Below are 17,878 nucleotides of genomic sequence, written 5' to 3'. Positions count from 1 at the left end.
CTGCGTGACTGTTCCAGCCGCCCGTCGTTCCAGCTTAACCCACTCCATCGTGCCGACCATGTTGCTCGGCCTCGCACTCCTCGCGCAATCCGCCGCAGCCCACGAGTCGGGCCCCTCCATGGCGATCCTGGGCGCGGTGGAGGACGTGCACATCGTCGAGGAGGACGTTGTGCTGGAGGCGCGTATGGACACGGGCGCGACCTCGTCCTCGCTGAACGCCCTGAACAAGGAGCGTTTCGAGAAGGACGGCGAGGACTGGATCCGCTTCGACATCATCGACCCGGACGACGAGGACGCACGCATTACCCTGGAACGCCCGATCGAGCGAATCGTCCGCATCCGTCGCCACAGCGGCGAGTCGCAGGAGCGGCCAGTGGTGCGCATGGAGTTCTGCATTAGCGACCGGCTCCTGCGCGCCGACACCAGCCTGATCGACCGCACGGCACTGACCTATCAAGCCCTGATCGGTCGCAGCCACATGGCCGGCCATATCCTGGTCGACTCGGGCGAGGAGCACCTGCGTGCGCCCGACTGCGCGGCGGATGACCAGTGAAGCGCTTTCACCTCCCGATCCTGATCGTGCTGCTGAGCGCGGTCGGACTCGGTGTCTTCGCCTACAAGGTCAGCGCGCTGGGGATGCCCCTGCAGCCGGATGCCACCGCCGAGACCTGGCAGGTGGAGGCGCGCGTGCGCTACCAGCCCACTGGTGGCGCAGGCACGGTCGAGCTGCGCATCCCGCACCGCCTGCCCAACTTCTCCATCTTGGACGAAGGGTTCGTCTCGCGCGGCTACGGCCTGAACACCGTCACGCAGGCGGAGGACCGGCTGGCCCAGTGGACCACGCGCCAGCCGCGCGGCGAGCAGGTGCTGTACTACCGCGCCACGCTCTACCGCGACGGCAATGACCGCTCTGAGTCCGAATATCCGGGACCGGTCGCGGTCCCCGACTGGACCGAGCCTTTCCGCTCGGCCGCCGAGGCCCTGATCGACGATGTCCGCGGGCGATCCTCGGACATCCAGAGCTTCGCCTCGGTGCTCGTCAACGACCTCGCCAACGCCGCACCATCATCAAACGCGGCGGTGTTCATCGAGAGCGACGACAATCGCGCACGCCGCACCGAGACCCTGATCGAACTGCTCGCCACGGCCCGCATCCCCGCCCGGCAGGTAACCGCCCTGCAACTGGTGGACGGGCGCCGGGATATCGAACCGCAGACCTGGCTGGAGGTCCACAACACCCGGCGCTGGGTACCCATCGACCCGGAAACGGGCGAGATCGAATATCCGTCGGACGTGGCCGTCTGGAGCCACGGGGATGCCCCGCTACTGGAAGTGACGAATGGCGAGAATGCCGAGGTCCGGTTCGCGGTGTCGCGCGGGGTGCAGGACGCCCTCGCGACCATCCAGCGCTTCGGCGACACCCTGGACACCCGTATCCTGGACTTCTCCACCCTGAACCTGCCACTGGGCACACAGAACACCTACCGGGTGCTGCTGATGGTGCCCCTGGGCGCGATGATCATCGTGTTCCTGCGCAACGTAGTCGGTGTGCAGACCTTCGGGACCTTCATGCCGGTATTGATCGCGCTGTCCTTCCGCGAGACCCAGCTGCTGGCGGGGATCATCCTGTTCACCCTAATCGTGTCGCTGGGCCTCGCGGTGCGCTTCTATCTCGAGCACCTCCGACTGTTGCTGGTACCGCGTCTGGCGGCGGTGGTCAGTGTGGTCATCATGCTGATGCTGGGGATCAGCGTGCTGTCGCACCAGCTCGGCCTGGAACGGGCCCTGGCGCTGTCACTGTTCCCCATGGTCATCCTCGCGATGACCATCGAACGCATGTCGGTCGTATGGGAGGAACACGGCCCGGCCGACGCCATCACCCAGGGCATCGGCAGCCTGGTGGTCGCGGCCGCCGCCTACGGCCTGATGGCCAACCGCCAGCTGGAGCACCTGCTGTTCGTGTTCCCGGAACTGCTGCTGGTACTGCTGGCCGTGACCCTGCTGATCGGGCGCTACACCGGCTACCGCCTGACGGAGCTGTTCCGTTTCGGCCGCATCCAGGACGCGATGCGGAGGCCCGACTGATGCCCGCCTGGCTCCCGCGCTTCGTCCGTCCACGCGTCCTGAAGGAACAGGGCATCGTCGGCATGAACGCCCGCAACTCCCGCTACATCGCGGCCTGGAATGCCCGGCGCTTCTACCCGCGGGTCGATGACAAGCTGCAGACCAAGCAACTGGCGCTGGATGCCGGCTTGTCGGTACCCGATCTCTACGGGGTCGTGCGCACCCACCGCCAGATCCGTGACGTGCGCCGCCAGCTGCGGGACTACGAAGACGGCTTCGTGATCAAGCCGGCGCATGGCGCCGCCGGCGATGGCATCCTGGTGATCGAGGGCTGGCGCGGCGATCGTCCGCGCCGGGCGGGCGGCCGCGCCATGGAGCTGAGCGAGCTGGACGATCACATCTCCAACGTCCTGTCCGGCATGTACAGCCTCGGCGGGCGCCCGGATGTCGCCATGATCGAGCAGCGGGTGCGCTTCTCCTCGGTCTTCGACGCGGTCTCGCATCGCGGCGTGCCCGACATTCGCACGGTGGTCTATCGCGGCTACCCGGTGATGGCGATGATGCGCCTGCCAACCCAGGATTCCGACGGCAAGGCCAACCTGCACCAGGGCGCGGTCGGCACGGGCATCGACCTCGGTTCCGGCCGCACCATCGGCGGGGTGCGCTACAACAAGCCCTGCCGCGAACACCCCGACAGCGAGCAGAGCATCGTCGGGTTGCAGATCCCCGGCTGGGAACAGCTGATGGAGCTCGCCGCCGGCTGCTTTGAACTGAGCCAGCTCGGCTACCTGGGAGTGGACGTGGTCATCGACGCCGACCGCGGTCCACTGATCCTGGAACTCAACGCCCGTCCAGGCCTTGCCATCCAGATCGCCAACGGCGAGGGCCTCGACCACCGGATCACCGCCGTGGACGCGCACATGGTGGCGCGCGAGACCGAACCGTCGGCCGAACGCGCCCGCTGGGCGGCGGAGATCTTCGCCCGTCCGGACGCCACGCGCCCCGCAAAGCTCGACTCCGAACCCGCGGCCGACGCCGAACCCGCCTGATCCCCGGGGCGGTTACGGACACGGTAAGCGTTTGGGCTATGCTAGGCGCATGACTGCCGCCGCCGAGACCCAGACGCCGGACATCGAACAGGCCCTCGCCGACGCCGAGCGTGTCTGTGCCCGCCATGGCGCACGCCTGACCGAGCAACGTCGGCGCATCCTCGAACAGATCCTGCGCACCGACGGCGTGATCAAGGCCTACGACCTAATTCACGCCCTGTCCTCCGACGATCACAGCATCAAGCCACCAACGGTCTACCGCACCCTGGCCTTCCTGCTGGAGCAGGGGCTGATCCACCGCATCGAGAGCCTCAATGGATTCGTCGCCTGCTCGCATCCCGGGGAGCGCCACGAATCCGCACTGATGATCTGCGACGGCTGCGGCCAGATCACCGAATTCCACACCCCGGAGCCGGCCAGCCGCGCGCTGGAGGACGAAGCCGAGGCCCAGGACTTCGCCATCGAGTCACGCATGGTGGAACTGCACGGCCAGTGCGGCGACTGCCGCCGGGGTCGGCAGGACCGCGCCTGACGCCTTTATCGGCTCGTCCCGCTCGACCCCGCTCCTCGTGACATCCGCCGCACCCACGCTTGAGGCATTCCCGCCCATCCTGCGAGCGGATACCCGCCTGATCGTGCTGGGCAGCTTTCCCGGCGTGGCGTCGCTGGAGGCCCGGGCCTACTACGCCCACCCGCGCAACCAGTTCTGGCCCATTGTCGGGCGGATCCTCGGCGAACCCTTCCCGGAGCTGGACTACCCGGAGCGCATCCAGCGCCTGCTCGACCACGGCGTGGGCCTCTGGGACGTATACGGGGCCTGCTCGCGCGAGGGGAGCCTGGACAGCGCCATCCGTGAGCCAGTGCCCAACGATCTCGCCCGGCTGACCCGCGAGGCCCCGGGCCTGCGCGTCATTATCCACAACGGCGCCGAGAGCGCGCGGCGCATCCGCGAGACCCGCGCCCTGGGCGTCGAGGCCCTGCGCCTGCCCTCCACCAGCCCCGCCAACGCCCGCCTGAGCCTGGCCGAAAAACTGGAGCCCTGGCGCGCGGCCTTCGCGAGCGCCGGCCTTCCGCGCGCCTGACCGACAAGCACCGCTGCGAAGAATTGGGGTTGAATACAAGACTGTTATTGTATAACGTTTATCACCGTATCGTTACGCTATAACAATTCACTTCCGTTGATCGGCACTCACTGCCCTGACCCTGAGCAGAGAACTGCCCCGCAACAAGGAGCCCGACATGCCCCGCACCCCCTACACTCGCCCCGTCCTGGCCGGCCTGACCGCCCTCACCCTCGCCGCCCCCGGAGCCGCTGCTGCACAGTGGAGCGCCGGTAGCGAAGACTCGTCCTGGGGCGTCGACGTATCCCTGATCCTCGAGGGCATCTATTTCAATGAGCTCTCGCATGGAAACGATTCGCCCGCCGGCTTCGGCGATGGCCACGACCACGGTCATGACCATGGCCATGACCACGATCATGGGTTCGACGACGGCTTCAACATGGGACATTCCGAGCTCGCACTGAACGCCCAACTGGGCGACCTGTTCGATGGCGTCCTGATTCTGGGCTTTGACGACAGCGATATCGAGGTCGAAGAGGCCTACCTGACCACCCGCGCCCTGCCCGGCGGTTTCCAGGTCAAGGCCGGTAAATTCCTGTCCGACATCGGCTACATCAACAGCCGGCACCCCCATGACTGGGACTTCGTCAAGCGCCCACTGGTCAACGAATACCTGTTCGGTGACCACGGGCTGCACGACACCGGCGTGCAGGCCACCTGGATCGCACCAACGGAAATGTATACCCAGTTGGGTGTCGAGCTGCTCCAGGGCGACCAGGACGAAGGGATTGCCGCTTTTGATAGCGACCTCCCGGTCTCGTCAAAGAGCGGGCCGCGCGTCGCCACCGCCTTCGCCAAGTTCGGACCGGATCTAGGCGCCGATCACGCAGTGCAATTCGGTGTTTCCGGTGGGTATGTTGCCCAGACCGGCCTCGCCGAAGAACACGGCGATCATGCCCATGGTCTTGAGGGCGACGCCTGGTTCGCCGGCCTGGATGCGGTCTACAAGTACAGTTCGGGCCGCGCCTATGGCCACGGCGACTGGAACCTGAAGGGCGAATACTTCTACATGCGCCAGAGCCTGGATCAGTACGAAGGTCATGAGCACCACGACCATATGGACTGGGAACGTGCCGGAAGTCTGGCGACGAAACAGGATGGCCTCTACCTGGAGGGCGTTTACGGATTTGCGCCGCGCTGGGAAGCCGGCCTGCGGACCGAAGCGCTGGGTCTGACCAATGACGCCGTAGAAGGTAGCCACCATCACGGGCACGACTATTTCGAGGTCGAGTCCATGGGCACCTCCTATCGCCACTCCGCCCAGGTGACCTTCCGGCCCGTGGAGCCCGTCTTTCTGCGCGCCCAGCTGTCGCAGAACGACTTCGTTGACGACCACGGCCATCGCGACCGCGGCCTGGAGTTCATGTTGCAGCTGAACGTGGCCCTCGGCGCCCACGGCGCCCACCGCTTCTAAGCAACAGTCGACCTCGCGAGGCCGGTAGAGACTGCTCCCGTCCCGGCCGGCCTCCACCCATATCCCCATCTGAAAGGAGTCACGCATGTCCTGGCGCAAGACTCGCATCCGCATAACCCGAACACTCGCCACCCTCGCCTCGGTGGTATTCCTGGCCCTGCTCCTTCTGCCGTCGCAGGCCGCCGCCGGACTGAACATCGTCGCCACCACCTCGACCCTCGGCGCCCTGGCCCGCGAGATCGGCGGCGACGAGGCCGAAGTCCGCGTCCTCGCGCCGCCGGACCGTGACGCGCACTATCTCGATGCTCGCCCCAGCTTCATGGCGGCCCTGCGCCGAGCCGACATGCTGCTCGAGATCGGCGCCGGCCTCGAGGAGGGCTGGCTGCCGGCCGCCCAGCGCGGCGCCAACAACCGCGCCATCAACTCCGGCCAACCGGGGCACTTCCGGTCGGCGGACATGATCGAACTGCGCCGTTCCATCACCCTGGACGGGCCGAACATGGGGCACGTCCACGAGGAAGGGAACCCCCATTTCAATGCCGATCCGCTGCGCATGGCCCAGATCGCCACCGCCCTGGGTGAACGCATGGGCCAGCTGAGCCCGGATCATGCCGCCGCCTTCATGGAACGCGCCGAACGCGCTGCCGATCGCCTGCGCAATCACGCCGAGACCCTGGCCGAAAAGGTAGCGCCGGACCAGCGCATCGTGGTCTACCACGAGGACCTCGACTATCTGGAAGAGTGGCTGCCGGTCGAGATCGTCGGCTACCTGGAGCCGGCCCCGGGCATCCCGCCCACCGCGCGCCACCTGCGCAGCCTGGTCAGTGATCTCGAAGGTACCGAGGGCACCATCCTGTACGCCGAATTCCAGCCGCCGCGCGGCGCCGAGTTCCTCGAACGCAACCTGGGCTGGTCGAGCCATGCGGTCCCTCTGGATCCGCCGGCCGACTCCAGCCTGGATGGCTACCTGGACCTGATGACCACCTGGGCGCAAACGCTGCCCCAGCGCTAACCCAGGGTGAAACATCTTCCTCACGATCGGGCCCGGAAAATGCTTTCCGGGCCCGATATCATTCAGGCTCCTCCAACGATTTCGAGTCCGCATGCCCCCTCAAACCGCCCTGCACGCACAGGCCGCACACCTCGGCTGTGATCATCCGGTGCTGGGCCCGCTGTCCCTCGAGGTACCCACCGGGGCCCGATGGGGCTTGACCGGCCCGAACGGCATCGGCAAGTCGCTGCTGCTGAAGGCCGTGACCGGCCAGGCTCGGGTCCACGCAGGCACCCTGCAGCTTGGCCCCGCGACGCGTGTCAGCCTGCTGGCGCAGGACCACCCCCGGCGGGACCCCTGGCCCTTGTGCGGTCACGACTGGTTCCGGGCGATGGGCGCCACCCCGCCCGATCAACCCCGGGTGCAGGCCTTGCTGGATCGCCGGCTCGATCGCCTGAGTGGCGGCCAGTGGCAGTTGCTGCGTCTGGCTGCGGCCCTGCACAGCAGCACCGACCGGCCACCGGGGGAACGCCTGATCCTTCTGGACGAGCCCGCCAACCACCTCGACGCCGAGGTACGCGGCGATGCGGTCGACCTGATTGCCTCCCTCCCGGCCGAAACGACACTGGTGATGACCAGCCACGACGACGAGTTCCTGCAGGCCGTCGGGGTAGAGAACCATCCACTGACGGACTACCTCGATGCTCGGTGACCTGCTGTTCGTACCGTTTGTCTCCGGGCTGCTGGTCACGGCTGTGCTGGCCCTGGCCGGAGCCGGGCTGTTCCTGCGCGGTTCGGTCTGGCAGGCCCTGGCACTCGGGCAGTGGGCCGCGGCCGGGGGCGTACTGGCGTCGGTCGTGCACTGGCCGGTGCTGCCTGTGGCCCTGGCACTCGGGGCCGGAGTCATGGCCCTGCTGCAACGCAGCTCTGACCGCGAGCGCCTGCCGCTGGCCGTTTTTCTGGCCGGACTGGCGGCGGTGACATTGCTGGCCGCCAATTTCGCGCAGGCCAGCCTCGCCGCGGCCGCCTGGGCCGAGGGCCAGCTGTATTTCGCCGGCCCCCGCGAACTATGGGCAGTGGTCGCGCTCGGGTTGGCCAGCCTCGTGCTCGCGCCCGGGCTGTACCACGTCTGGCGGCACGCGCAGCTCGCCCCCGACGTCCCCGGCACGCGCAGCCCGCGCGCGTGGTTGCGCCTCACGGAGGTCGCCTGGCTGGTGGCCGCGGTGGTGCTGGGCAGCATGGTACTGGGGCTGCCCGCCGCCCTCGCCACGCTGCTCCTGCCCGCCTGGGGTGCCGCCTATCTCGCGCGCAATCTGCGCGGATTGTTCCTGTGGGCCCAGGCCCTGGCCCTCGCGGGCTTCCTGATCGCCTGGAGCGTCAGCCTGCCGCTGGATCAGCCGTTTGCGCCGGTACTCGTCCTGGTCAATGTCGGCCTCGCCCTGGCGGCCCGACTGCTCGCAATGTCACGTCCCTGAAACGATCAAAAGGTCACCCCGGAGCAGAACCATGACCTCGAAGCTACCCTCCCATGGCGTACCCCCATCCGGCGGGCCGAAGCGCCAGGGCACCCACTCGCCGATCTTCCAGGCGATCGAGAAGCTGCAGGGCGACCGACCTTGGGGAAGTGTGCTCGATGCCGGCACCGGACGCGCATCCATCGAGTGGATCTGTGCGCTGGAGACCGCGCGCTGGACGGCCGTCACGGCCTCGCAGGAGATGGCGAACACGGTGAAGAAGGCGGCAGGAAAAGGCCGGCGACGCGAAGATCGCATCCTCGTCGGCAACTGGATGTCCGACCAGCTCCTGTTTGGCGAGCGTTTCGACACCGTCCTGCTCGACTACTTCATCGGAGCAATCGAGGGCTTCTCGCCCTACTGGCAGGACCGCGCGCTGCATCGGCTGCGGCCCCACGTGGGCGAGCGGCTGTATCTCGTCGGCGTGGAACCCTATGTACTGACCGAACCCAAGACCGAGTCCGACCGCATCGTGCGCGAAATCGGCCGCCTGCGGGATGCCTGCCTGCTGCTCGCGGGGAACCGCCCCTATCGCGAATACCCTTCGTCCTGGGTCATGCGCCATCTCGGAATCGCCGGCTTCCGGGTTCTGGATGTCCGCTATTTCCCGATTCACTACCGCGAGCGCTTCGTCAACGGCCAGCTCGACCTGTGCCTGCGCCAGCTGTCGCACTTCAATGACGATGGCCTGGCAAAGGCCATGCACCAGAAGATCGAGGCGCTGCGGGAAACCGCCCTGCCGCTGGCCCGAAGCAAGGAGGGCCTGCGGCACGGGGCGGATTACCTGATCGCAGCCGAGCCGATGGCCGACCGGCATCGCAGCCTGCCCGACGCGGCAGGCACCCCGCAGTCAGTGCCGTCCGGGCCGTAGCACGGGCTACGCCATCGCCCCCCCCTGGGCCCGAACAGGCCTCAGTCCGCTTGACAATGCACCGCAAGTGCGTATGATTCTCATTTAGATGCGCAGCCCGGACAGCTGTGTGTCGCCAGGACGAAAGGTGGCTTCCTGCCTTTGGTCTCTCCAACCTCCGTAAGCATTGCCGCCGGATTGCGTATCCGGCGGCTTTTTTACGTGTCCACACGCTTGCCGAAGAGCGACCTGGCAGATGCCTGACCAACCCCACCGCCTTGTGGCGGTCCACGCTCCAACTGGCTGCTTCAGCGTTCCGCTGACGGCAGACGCACGACCCGCGCGACGGCATCGTGTGCATGCAGACTCTCGCGGTGGCGGACCTGGACGCGATAGCCGCGGGCGGAGTACTCCGGGCGCAGGGCGCTGTCCAGGCGCCGTACGGCGTCTTCGCAGAACATCAGGTTGCGGCCGTTGGCGAGCGCGAAGGCCTTCTCGTCGACGCGCTTTACCGCCGTTTGCAGGGCGGTGCCCAGCGCCTGTTCCACGCGATCAATCAGATCGGGCAGGGGCAGCGTTGATACCAGCGGTTCCAGACCGACCGTGACGGTTGCCTCGCTGCGCTGGCTGTGGGGGGTCGCGACAATCCCCTCGGCCCGGCCCAGCCATTCGCGCACGGTTGCCGCATCCACAGCCGCTCGCGTGAAGTCACGGTCGAACTGTTCCTGGATCGCCTGCCGCGCCAGGGCGGCGGAGCAGGGACAGGTGGAGGAATAGCCCACCTGAACCTCCAGTTCCAGGGACACCGCCCCGGACTCGCTGCGTGCAGCGATCCTGAACGGGTAGCGCTTCCAGCCCGCGGCGGCACTGACCAGGGCCGGCCGTTCCAGCGGCAGCTCCCCGGCCAGACGAACCTCGGCCACGCTGGACAGGCCATCGTGCGAAGCCAGAAACGCCTCGAGCACGCCACACAGCCGCGCAAGGTCCAGCTCACGAGACTCCAGCTGTCGCAGGGCCCCGTAGAGCCGTGACATATGGATGCCGCGCGCGCCCGCGTCGTCGAGGCTCACCCCCGCGCTGGCTCGAGCGATCACTGGCTGGCCGGTCAGATACAGCGGAAGGGTGATGTCTTCCATACCCACCCAGTCGAGCGCAGAGGCGTGCGTAGCAGCCGACGCGGCAATATCCGGTAGCGGATCGGTCGCGGAGGTTTCCGTATCCGGCGAGGCCGTAGACACACAGGTAGAGGACATAAGACACCTTTTTGCAGGCGGGTCGACCCCATCACAGGACGGTGGCCGATCCGTGTTGTCGGGGCGCAATCGAAACGTTATGGTATAACATCCTGATCGCAACCGACGGAACCCCATGACCCGCGACGAACTGCTGGCCATGCCTGCCGCGGCCTACATGAACGAGGCCCAGCTCGCGTACTTCCGCGAGCGCCTGCTCGAAATGCGCGACGAGATCCTGGCCGACATGGAGGGCGCCCGGGACGGATTGCGCGACAACGAACGCACCCCGGACGAGCTTGACCGTGCGGCAATGGAGGAGTCGCGCCTCCTGTCGATGCGGGTGCAGGAGCGCGAAGGCCGCCTGCTGCGAAAGATCGATGCGGCCCTGCATCGCATCGAAACCGGCGATTACGGCTACTGCGAGGTGAGCGGCGAACCGATCGGTCTGCCCCGCCTGCTGGCACGCCCGACGGCGACCCTGTGCATCGAGGTCAAGGAACGCCAGGAAAAGGCCGAACACGTGTTCGTTCGCTGAGCCTGCCCAACCCTTCCATCCGGGCACATTCCGACGCCCGGGCATCCCGATTCCCTGGAGGTACCATGAAACGTCTTCCCGTCACCGTCCTCTCCGGCTTTCTCGGCGCCGGCAAGACCACACTGCTGAACAACATCCTGCACAACCAGTCGGGGCTGCGCGTCGCGGTCATCGTCAACGACATGAGCGAGGTCAACATCGACAGCGCCCTGGTGCGCGGCGGCCAGGATGCCGTAACACGTACCGATGCCCGCATGGTCGAGATGACCAACGGCTGCATCTGCTGCACGCTGCGGGACGACCTGCTGGTGGAGGTGCGCCGCCTCGCCGAATCCGGGCAGTACGACTACCTGGTCATCGAATCCACCGGCATTTCCGAACCCATGCCGGTCGCGGCCACCTTCGCCTTCCGCGACGAAGACGGCCAGTCCCTGGACGATGTCGCCCGCCTCGACACGATGGTCACGGTGGTGGATGCAGGTGCCCTGCTGCAGGACTACGCGTCCAGCGATTTCCTGGGCGACCGCGGCGAATCCCTGGGGGAGGAAGACGACCGTACCGTCGTTGACCTGCTGGTGGATCAGATCGAGTTCGCGGACGTCATTGTCCTGAACAAGGTGGATCGCCCGTCGCCGGAACAACTGGATACCGTCCGCAGCGTCGTGCGCGCCCTGAACCGGGACGCCAGAATCATCGAAACCACACACGGCCAGGTCGCGCCGGAGTCCCTGCTGGGAACCGGACGCTTCGACTTCGACCGCGCGTCCCAGGCCGCCGGCTGGGCCCAGGAGATGATGGGTGGCCACACCCCGGAGACCGAGGAATACGGCATCTCCAGCATCGTATACCGCGTCAATCGGCCATTTCATCCGGAACGCTTTTTTGCCCTGCTGCACGAGGAATGGCCTGGCATCATCCGCAGCAAGGGCTGGTTCTGGCTGGCTTCGCGCCCCGACTGGGCCGGCACCCTGTCTCAGGCCGGAGGCGCGCTGACCCACCATGCCGCCGGATTCTGGTGGGCCGCCGTACCCCCCGAAAAGCGCCCGACCGACGAAGACTGGTGGGCAACCGCAATCGCTCCCGTCTGGGATGAGCATTTCGGCGATCGGCGCCAGGAAATCGTGCTGATCGGCATCCACATGGACGCGGATGCGATGCGCAAACGTCTCGACGCCTGCCTGCTCACCGACGACGAGATGCTGGAAGGCCCGGAACGCTGGCTGAGCTACGCGGACCCCTTCCCGGTCTGGCGCCTGGAGGCCGAGACCGCAGAGCGCGAGGCGGAAGACCCGGCAACCAGCGAAACCCGGTCGGACGTCCCCGCATGACGGCTACTCAAACCTCGCCACCGGCCGCGAACGCGCGTTCGCGGCACCGCTTTGTCGACCGGGCTGTCGAGCTCAAGGGCATTCACCGCCGCGATGTGAATGCCCTTATATGGCGGCGGTGCATGGATGCCCCGTTGCAGGAGCAGGCCGGTGCAATGGCCGCGAGTGAAAGCGGCATGATCCTGGACACCTCCTGCCGGCCGGACCAGGTGCGTGAACGGCTTCTGGAGCACAGTGACCTGTCCCCGTTCAGGATCCACCGTCTGGCATACGACCTCGAGCGGCTGGCACACAATTTCGCGGTGGTCGCCCACGCGCTCAGCGTCCGCATCCAGCTCGAGGTCCTGCACGATCAGCCGTGTCCGATGTTCCATGTGGACAACAACGTCCTGCGAATGGTCTGCAGCTACACCGGCCCCGGGACCGAATATGCAGACGATCGCTACGTAAACCGGGACCGGCTGCGTTGTGGTGATAACGAAGGCGTTCTCGGGGGGCATGCACCGGTGACGCTGGGGACCGGGTCCGTCATCCTCATGAAAGGCGAGCGCTCACCCACTTGCGGCGGCCTGGGGGCGGTCCATCGTTCGCCGCCACTGGCGGACAATGCCCGACGCCTGCTCGTGCGGCTCGACTACCCCTGATCGAACCATCCCGCAGCTCCCACAAGAAGCCAGGGAGACGCGGAGCGATCGCAGGATCCGCGTCTTGCCGCAAAAACTGCGCTTCCTTGCTTGACTCCCTCCTCCCCTTCGAGGAACATGGATGCGAATGGTTCTCGTTTGCAAGGAGTCAATATGTTCACTCTCGACGCATGGCTTGAAAATCCCGCCCCCTCGCTGCGGATCATCGACGATCACTCCCGCCGGGTCGTGGCCGAGTGGCGCGGGCAGGAACTCCGGGATCTGCTGGACTCCGGCATCATTGCCCCGACCGATTGCTGCGGCCCGCAGAGCCGCGACACCGTCCACGAAACCACCCGGGATCTGATCCTGGAGGCCTGCCTCGAAGGCATTACCGTCCAGCGCAGGGCGCCGGCAACGCGACCGGACGCCCCCGTACCCCTCGCCAGCCAGACCGCAGACAACGCCGGACGCCCCGGCCATCGCGTCCATCAGCCGCTCGCTCGCCAGCCGGCCGCGCCCGGAAACCGCTCGAGGCAGCTCACCTGTGCCCGTGCAGCGGGCGCCGCGCACCCCACGAAAAAGCCGCGCGAGATTGCCAAGGGGCGTGTCCTCCACGTAGCGTTCCGGAAATGGCCTCCCTTGCACTGATTCCGTGAACCGCGCCGAGCGCATCTTCCACCTGCACCGGCTGCTGCAGGCCCGCTGTCCGCCGTCTCTGGCGCAGCTGATGGAGGATCTCGAGGTCTCGCGCGCCACCATCAAGCGCGACCTCGAATACATGCGCGACTTCATGCAGGCACCGATCGAATACGACCCGCAGGCTAACGGCTATCGCTACGACCGGGACGCCCCGACCTTCGAACTGCCGGGGCTGTGGTTCAACGAATCCGAGCTGCTGGCGCTGCTGACCATGGAGCAGCTGCTGGAGGATGTGCAGCCCGGCCTGCTGGCACCCACACTGGGGCCGCTGAAAGCGCGCATCCGCGAGCTGCTCGCCAGCGGCGGCCATCAACCGGACGCGGTGCGCCGGCGCATCCGCATCCAGCCGCTGGCCCAGCGAGGCGGTCGCGGCGAGAATTTCCAGGCCATTGCCTCCGCGACCCTGGAGGAACACCCCCTCGAGATCGAATACCACGGCCGCGCCCGGGACGCCGCGACCCGGCGCGTCGTGCACCCCCAGCGCCTGCTCTACTACCGCGACAACTGGTACCTGATCGCCTGGTGCGAGCAGGCCCGCGCCCTGCGCACCTTCGCGCTGGAGCGCATCCGGTCCACGCAATCGGTCGAGGCTCGCTATCACGATGTCGACGAAGCCACGCTGGACGCCCACACTGGCGACGCCTTCGGTATCTTCACCGGCCCCGCACAGCAATGGGCCAAATTGCGCTTCACCCCGGAACACGCCCGCTGGGTCGCCGACGAGACCTGGCATCCGGACCAGACCGGCCACTTCGAAGGCGATCACTACCACCTTCGGGTGCCCTACGGCGATCCCACCGAGCTGATCCAGGAGATCCTGCGCCACGGTCCCGGGGTCGAGGTCCTGGCCCCCGAAAGCCTGCGCACCCGTGTCGCCACCACGCTGCGCGAGGCCGCTGCGCAATACGCGGCTTCGTCCTGATGCTGCGCCGCTGGCTGGCCCGCCGCAAAGCCGCCACCGTCTCCGGCCGGCTGGAAACGATCTGGATCGCCGATCGGGCCGGCACCCCCATGCACGAGTGCGCCGCCGTGGAGGTCACCAAAGCGGGCCTGACCGGTGACCGCTACGCCACCGGGCAGGGCCACTGGCACACGGTGGAATCCTGCCCCGTCACCCTGATCTGCAGCGCCGAGCTGGACCGCGCCACGCGGCGGGCGCGGCGCCTGCGCCAGCCCGCGACCCCGACGCCCGGCGACCACCGCCGCAACCTCGTGGTCAGCGGCCTCCGACGCAGCCCGCGCGCGGGAACCTTGCGCATCGGTGTTGTGCGTTTTGCCATCACCCGGCCGCGCCCGCCCTGCGGCTGGCTCAACCAGGTGGTCGGCTACAACCTCGCCGGCGCCCTGCGCCAGGACAGCGGTATCTGCCTGCGGCCACTGGAGCCGGGCACCATCCGGCAGGGCGACCCCGTGCACTGGGAGGCCGCCGCGGGGCCCGCAACACACGATTAGCCGGGGTGGCTCATTCTGTGAGCCACCCCCGGTGCTAAAAAGGTCGCAAACCCCACCCAGGAGCGCGACCATGCAATCGAACACCCCCAACCGCCAGGCCCGCCGCACCCCCGTCCTGCGCGGCTACTACGCGCGCCGCGGGGCCTACAACGCCACCGCCACCACCGAGGAACTGCTCGAGACCATTCCACTGGCCGGCTTCCGTCACCACGAGGCGCCGAAGCTGTGGGACATCCTCAAACGCGGCCAGGCCCTGACCGTGGAACGCGAGCGCACCAACACCCACGACGAGCAGGCCGTCGCCGTGCGCTGGATGGATCATCACCTGGGCTACCTGCCGCGCGACCGCAACGGCCTGGCCGCGCGACTGCTCGACCAGGACCAGCCCCTGATCGCCCGCATCCTGGAAAAACGCGACCAGGCCGACCGCCACAACCGCCTCGAACTCGGCCTGTACCGCGCCCGGCCGCGAACCTCACCGGCCCACTAGAGCGATACGTTCAGGTCAATACGGGGGGTTCTCGACAGGCGTGAATCAACCCACCCAGATGGTCTTGGCATTGACGAATTCGCGGATGCCGAGTTCGGAGAGTTCGCGGCCGTAGCCGGAGTCCTTCACGCCACCGAAAGGCAGGCGCGGGTCACTCTTGACGATGCCGTTGACAAAGGCGCAGCCGCACTCCAGCCGACGGGCCAGGGCCTCGCCGCGCACTGGATCGCCGGTCCAGACGCTGCCGCCCAGACCAAAGCGCGAGCGATTGGCGAGCTCGATGGCATGGTCCGCGTCGCGCGCCCGGGTGACGGCCGCGACCGGGCCAAAGGTCTCTTCGTCGAAGGCCGGCATCCCGGGTTCCACGCCATCCAGCAGCGTGGGCGGGTAGAAATACCCTGTGCCCTCGCGCGGTTCTCCCCCCGTCACCACGCGGGCCCCGGCCGCAACACTGCGCGTGACCTGGTCGTGCAGTTCACTGCGCAGGTCGTCGCGCGCCAGCGGACCGATGTTCGTGCCCTCGTCCATCGGGTCGCCGATGACAAGCGCCTCGATAGCGGCCTGGAAGCGCTCGACGAAGGCGTCCGCGATGGATTCCTCCACGATGAAGCGCTTGGCGGCGATACAGGTCTCGCCGTTGTTCTGGAAGCGCCCGCGGACCGCCTGCTCCACCGTGTGATCGAGATCGGCGTCCGCCAGCACAACGAAGGCATCCGAGCCACCGAGTTCCAGCACCGAGGACTTGAGCGCCTTGCCGGCGGCCGCACCCACCGCACGCCCGGCGCCCTCGGACCCGGTCAGGCTGACACCCTGCAAACGGCTATCCGAGATGATGCCTTCCACCGCCTCGGAGCCAACCGGCAGGTTGCGGAACACGCCTTCGGGAAAACCGGCCGCCATGAACACCCGCTCCAGATGCTCGGCGCAGCCGGGCACGTTGGAGGCATGCTTGAGCAGCACGGTATTGCCGGCCAGGGTGGCCGGGATCGCCTGGCGAAAGGCCTGCCAGTAGGGAAAGTTCCAGGGCATCACCAGCAGCACGGTCCCCAGTGGCTGCCAGGCAATGAACGAGCGGCTCGCATCCGAGGCGACCATGGTGTCCTGCAGAAAATCCGGGCCGTGCTCGGCGTAGTACTCGCAGGCGTTGGCGCACTTGTCGACCTCGGCGCGCGCCTCGGCCAGCCGCTTGCCCATCTCGCGGGTGGCGGTTTCCGCGAGCGCCTCTCGTTCCTTGCGCAGGACCCCTGCCAGGTCGCGCAGGCGGGCGGCGCGCTCCGCGACCGGGCGCGCGGCCCAGTCCGGGGCCGCGCTGGCGGCGCGAGCCAATGCCGCTTCCAGGGCATCCCGATCCATACGCGGATAGCGCGCGAGTGTCTCGCCGGTGGCGGGATTGATCGCGGTGAGTTCGGTCATATCGGTGCCTCGGCGTCAGGGCCCGGAATCCGGGCTTGTTTGAACAATGCAGGTCACCCGAGTATAAGACGTCCCGCACTCGCTTTCGGAAGGACCTTGCCACCATGTCGATCGATTCGATTCGCAATGTCTGCCTGCTGGGCGGCACGGGCTTCGTCGGCCATCACATCATCCGCCGACTGATTGACCGCGGCCTGAAGGTCCGCGTTCTCTCCCGCCGCCCGCATCGCCACCGTGATCTCCTGGTCAACCCCGAGGTGGATCTGGTCGAGGGCAGCGCCCATGACCCCGCCACCCTGGAACGCGTGTTCGCGGGGCAGGACGCGGTGATCAACCTGGTCGGCATCCTCAACGAGCGCGGGCACAATGGAGCCGGCTTCCGTGCGGCCCATACCGAACTGACCGAAAAGGCCCTGGCCGCCGCCGAGGCGCAGGGCGTGCGCCGCTTCCTGCAGATGAGCGCGCTCAAGGCGGACATGGACGACGCCCCCAGCCACTACCTGCGCAGCAAGGGCGCGGCGGAGCAGGCGGTGTTCGCCAGCGAATCCCTGGCGGTCACGGTCTTTCGCCCATCCGTGATCTTCGGGCCCGAGGACTCCTTCCTGAACCGCTTCGCCACGCTGCTGAAGTTCTCCCCGGTCATGCCGCTCGCCCGTGCCCGGGCACGTTTTGCCCCGGTGTTCGTGGGCGACGTGGCGGAGCACTTCGTCGAGGCACTGGAAGACCATGACACTATCGGTCAGGGCTTCGAGCTGTGCGGGCCGAAGACCTACACCCTGGCCGAGCTGGTGCGCTATGTCGGGCGCGCCTCCGGTCACCGGCGCCCGGTGATCGGCCTGCCCGACTGGGCCGGCAAGCTCCAGGCCAGCCTGCTCGAGTTCGTGCCCGGCAAGCCGCTGTCGCGCGACAACTTCGCCTCGCTGACCATCGACTCCGTCTGCGACGGCGAGCAGCAGCTGCCCTGCCCGACCCGACTCGAATCCATCGCCCCCGGCTACCTGGGTGGCGGCGGCGCCGGACGCGAGGCCCGCATGCAGGTACTGCGAACCCTCAACCGCGGATCGGGCCGCGGCTGACCCGGATCGCGAACCCGGGGC

20 protein-coding genes are annotated in these 17,878 nt (G+C 67.5%); 18 read left to right on the top strand and 2 right to left on the bottom strand.

Annotation, left to right across the window (positions count from 1 at the left end; translation table 11 throughout):
• Positions 1–58 precede the first annotated feature (58 nt).
• The 10 genes from F572_RS14765 to F572_RS0106450 all read left to right on the top strand — a co-directional run bounded on the left by F572_RS14765 (position 59) and on the right by F572_RS0106450 (position 9,024).
• Positions 59–553 carry an ATP-dependent zinc protease gene (locus F572_RS14765; protein ID WP_051045141.1) on the top strand — a complete coding sequence of 165 codons (495 nt, stop codon included), beginning with the start codon at positions 59–61 and terminating at the stop codon, positions 551–553.
• Complete coding sequence (locus F572_RS0106490; RefSeq protein WP_017940924.1) at positions 550–2,085, top strand: inactive transglutaminase family protein; 1,536 nt, start codon at positions 550–552, stop codon at positions 2,083–2,085. The genes F572_RS14765 and F572_RS0106490 overlap by 4 nt, the downstream gene beginning before the upstream one ends.
• The gene (locus F572_RS0106485) at positions 2,085–3,113 is read left to right on the top strand and encodes an alpha-L-glutamate ligase-like protein (RefSeq protein ID WP_017940923.1); all 1,029 of its coding nucleotides are present in this window, start codon (positions 2,085–2,087) and stop codon (positions 3,111–3,113) included. The genes F572_RS0106490 and F572_RS0106485 overlap by 1 nt, the downstream gene beginning before the upstream one ends.
• Positions 3,114–3,162: 49 nt before the next feature.
• The gene (locus tag F572_RS0106480; RefSeq protein ID WP_017940922.1) at positions 3,163–3,645 is read left to right on the top strand and encodes a Fur family transcriptional regulator; all 483 of its coding nucleotides are present in this window, start codon (positions 3,163–3,165) and stop codon (positions 3,643–3,645) included.
• A 37-nt stretch (positions 3,646–3,682) separates the two neighbouring features.
• On the top strand, positions 3,683–4,195 hold the full coding sequence (locus tag F572_RS0106475) for a DNA-deoxyinosine glycosylase (RefSeq protein ID WP_017940921.1): 513 nt from the start codon (positions 3,683–3,685) through the stop codon (positions 4,193–4,195).
• A gap of 157 nt (positions 4,196–4,352) precedes the next feature.
• Positions 4,353–5,648 (top strand): hypothetical protein, encoded by a 1,296-nt coding sequence (locus tag F572_RS0106470; RefSeq protein ID WP_017940920.1) that lies wholly within the window; start codon positions 4,353–4,355, stop codon positions 5,646–5,648.
• A gap of 85 nt (positions 5,649–5,733) precedes the next feature.
• A complete protein-coding gene (locus F572_RS0106465) occupies positions 5,734–6,660 on the top strand; it encodes a metal ABC transporter substrate-binding protein (protein WP_017940919.1) in 927 nt (308 codons plus the stop codon).
• Positions 6,661–6,751: 91 nt separating this feature from the next.
• A complete protein-coding gene (locus F572_RS0106460; protein ID WP_017940918.1) occupies positions 6,752–7,351 on the top strand; it encodes an ATP-binding cassette domain-containing protein in 600 nt (199 codons plus the stop codon).
• Entirely contained in the window at positions 7,341–8,114 is a 774-nt protein-coding gene (locus tag F572_RS0106455; RefSeq protein WP_017940917.1) for a metal ABC transporter permease, read from the top strand. The genes F572_RS0106460 and F572_RS0106455 overlap by 11 nt, the downstream gene beginning before the upstream one ends.
• 31 nt (positions 8,115–8,145) lie before the next feature.
• Positions 8,146–9,024: a class I SAM-dependent methyltransferase gene (locus tag F572_RS0106450; RefSeq protein ID WP_017940916.1), complete on the top strand. Its 879-nt coding sequence runs from the start codon at positions 8,146–8,148 to the stop codon at positions 9,022–9,024.
• Between the two features lie 287 nt (positions 9,025–9,311).
• Here F572_RS0106450 and folE2 read toward each other — a convergent pair whose 3' ends face one another.
• A complete protein-coding gene (gene folE2, locus F572_RS0106445; protein WP_081601991.1) occupies positions 9,312–10,256 on the bottom strand; it encodes a GTP cyclohydrolase FolE2 in 945 nt (314 codons plus the stop codon).
• 115 nt (positions 10,257–10,371) lie between these two features.
• Between folE2 and dksA the strand changes: the two genes are divergently transcribed.
• The 7 genes from dksA (at position 10,372) to F572_RS0106410 (ending at position 15,368) form a co-directional block, all read left to right on the top strand.
• Positions 10,372–10,773 carry an RNA polymerase-binding protein DksA gene (dksA, locus tag F572_RS0106440; protein WP_017940914.1) on the top strand — a complete coding sequence of 134 codons (402 nt, stop codon included), beginning with the start codon at positions 10,372–10,374 and terminating at the stop codon, positions 10,771–10,773.
• 65 nt (positions 10,774–10,838) lie between these two features.
• Positions 10,839–12,101 carry a zinc metallochaperone GTPase ZigA gene (gene zigA, locus F572_RS0106435; RefSeq protein WP_017940913.1) on the top strand — a complete coding sequence of 421 codons (1,263 nt, stop codon included), beginning with the start codon at positions 10,839–10,841 and terminating at the stop codon, positions 12,099–12,101.
• On the top strand, positions 12,098–12,745 hold the full coding sequence (locus F572_RS0106430; RefSeq protein WP_026142909.1) for a DUF1826 domain-containing protein: 648 nt from the start codon (positions 12,098–12,100) through the stop codon (positions 12,743–12,745). The genes zigA and F572_RS0106430 overlap by 4 nt, the downstream gene beginning before the upstream one ends.
• A gap of 153 nt (positions 12,746–12,898) precedes the next feature.
• Positions 12,899–13,375 carry a hypothetical protein gene (locus F572_RS0106425; RefSeq protein ID WP_017940911.1) on the top strand — a complete coding sequence of 159 codons (477 nt, stop codon included), beginning with the start codon at positions 12,899–12,901 and terminating at the stop codon, positions 13,373–13,375.
• A 4-nt stretch (positions 13,376–13,379) separates the two neighbouring features.
• Positions 13,380–14,348: a YafY family protein gene (locus F572_RS0106420; protein WP_017940910.1), complete on the top strand. Its 969-nt coding sequence runs from the start codon at positions 13,380–13,382 to the stop codon at positions 14,346–14,348.
• On the top strand, positions 14,348–14,878 hold the full coding sequence (locus F572_RS0106415) for an MOSC domain-containing protein (RefSeq protein WP_017940909.1): 531 nt from the start codon (positions 14,348–14,350) through the stop codon (positions 14,876–14,878). Before F572_RS0106420 ends, F572_RS0106415 begins: the two co-directional genes overlap by 1 nt.
• Positions 14,879–14,948: 70 nt before the next feature.
• Positions 14,949–15,368: an HIRAN domain-containing protein gene (locus tag F572_RS0106410; protein WP_017940908.1), complete on the top strand. Its 420-nt coding sequence runs from the start codon at positions 14,949–14,951 to the stop codon at positions 15,366–15,368.
• Positions 15,369–15,413: 45 nt separating this feature from the next.
• Here the strand turns inward: F572_RS0106410 and F572_RS0106405 are convergent, their stop codons facing one another.
• On the bottom strand, positions 15,414–16,781 hold the full coding sequence (locus F572_RS0106405; RefSeq protein ID WP_017940907.1) for an NAD-dependent succinate-semialdehyde dehydrogenase: 1,368 nt from the start codon (positions 16,779–16,781) through the stop codon (positions 15,414–15,416).
• A gap of 104 nt (positions 16,782–16,885) precedes the next feature.
• Here F572_RS0106405 and F572_RS0106400 point away from each other — a divergent pair, with 104 nt between their 5' ends.
• On the top strand, positions 16,886–17,857 hold the full coding sequence (locus F572_RS0106400) for a complex I NDUFA9 subunit family protein (RefSeq protein ID WP_017940906.1): 972 nt from the start codon (positions 16,886–16,888) through the stop codon (positions 17,855–17,857).
• Positions 17,858–17,878: the final 21 nt, after the last annotated feature.

It is taken from the genome of Thioalkalivibrio sp. ALE14 (assembly GCF_000376845.1).
Lineage (GTDB): Bacteria > Pseudomonadota > Gammaproteobacteria > Ectothiorhodospirales > Ectothiorhodospiraceae > Thioalkalivibrio.
Note: the sequence above shows the minus strand (reverse complement) of the source record. Positions and strands in the feature narration are given on the sequence as shown.

Coding starts and splice junctions, on each gene's coding strand:
- F572_RS14765 (WP_051045141.1), top strand. CDS start 59: ATGTTGCTCGGCCTCGCACTCCTCGCGCAATCCGCCGCAGCCCACGAG.
- F572_RS0106485 (WP_017940923.1), top strand. CDS start 2,085: ATGCCCGCCTGGCTCCCGCGCTTCGTCCGTCCACGCGTCCTGAAGGAA.
- F572_RS0106480 (WP_017940922.1), top strand. CDS start 3,163: ATGACTGCCGCCGCCGAGACCCAGACGCCGGACATCGAACAGGCCCTC.
- F572_RS0106470 (WP_017940920.1), top strand. CDS start 4,353: ATGCCCCGCACCCCCTACACTCGCCCCGTCCTGGCCGGCCTGACCGCC.
- F572_RS0106465 (WP_017940919.1), top strand. CDS start 5,734: ATGTCCTGGCGCAAGACTCGCATCCGCATAACCCGAACACTCGCCACC.
- F572_RS0106460 (WP_017940918.1), top strand. CDS start 6,752: ATGCCCCCTCAAACCGCCCTGCACGCACAGGCCGCACACCTCGGCTGT.
- F572_RS0106455 (WP_017940917.1), top strand. CDS start 7,341: ATGCTCGGTGACCTGCTGTTCGTACCGTTTGTCTCCGGGCTGCTGGTC.
- F572_RS0106450 (WP_017940916.1), top strand. CDS start 8,146: ATGACCTCGAAGCTACCCTCCCATGGCGTACCCCCATCCGGCGGGCCG.
- folE2 (WP_081601991.1), bottom strand. CDS start 10,256: ATGTCCTCTACCTGTGTGTCTACGGCCTCGCCGGATACGGAAACCTCC.
- dksA (WP_017940914.1), top strand. CDS start 10,372: ATGACCCGCGACGAACTGCTGGCCATGCCTGCCGCGGCCTACATGAAC.
- zigA (WP_017940913.1), top strand. CDS start 10,839: ATGAAACGTCTTCCCGTCACCGTCCTCTCCGGCTTTCTCGGCGCCGGC.
- F572_RS0106430 (WP_026142909.1), top strand. CDS start 12,098: ATGACGGCTACTCAAACCTCGCCACCGGCCGCGAACGCGCGTTCGCGG.
- F572_RS0106425 (WP_017940911.1), top strand. CDS start 12,899: ATGTTCACTCTCGACGCATGGCTTGAAAATCCCGCCCCCTCGCTGCGG.
- F572_RS0106415 (WP_017940909.1), top strand. CDS start 14,348: ATGCTGCGCCGCTGGCTGGCCCGCCGCAAAGCCGCCACCGTCTCCGGC.
- F572_RS0106410 (WP_017940908.1), top strand. CDS start 14,949: ATGCAATCGAACACCCCCAACCGCCAGGCCCGCCGCACCCCCGTCCTG.
- F572_RS0106405 (WP_017940907.1), bottom strand. CDS start 16,781: ATGACCGAACTCACCGCGATCAATCCCGCCACCGGCGAGACACTCGCG.
- F572_RS0106400 (WP_017940906.1), top strand. CDS start 16,886: ATGTCGATCGATTCGATTCGCAATGTCTGCCTGCTGGGCGGCACGGGC.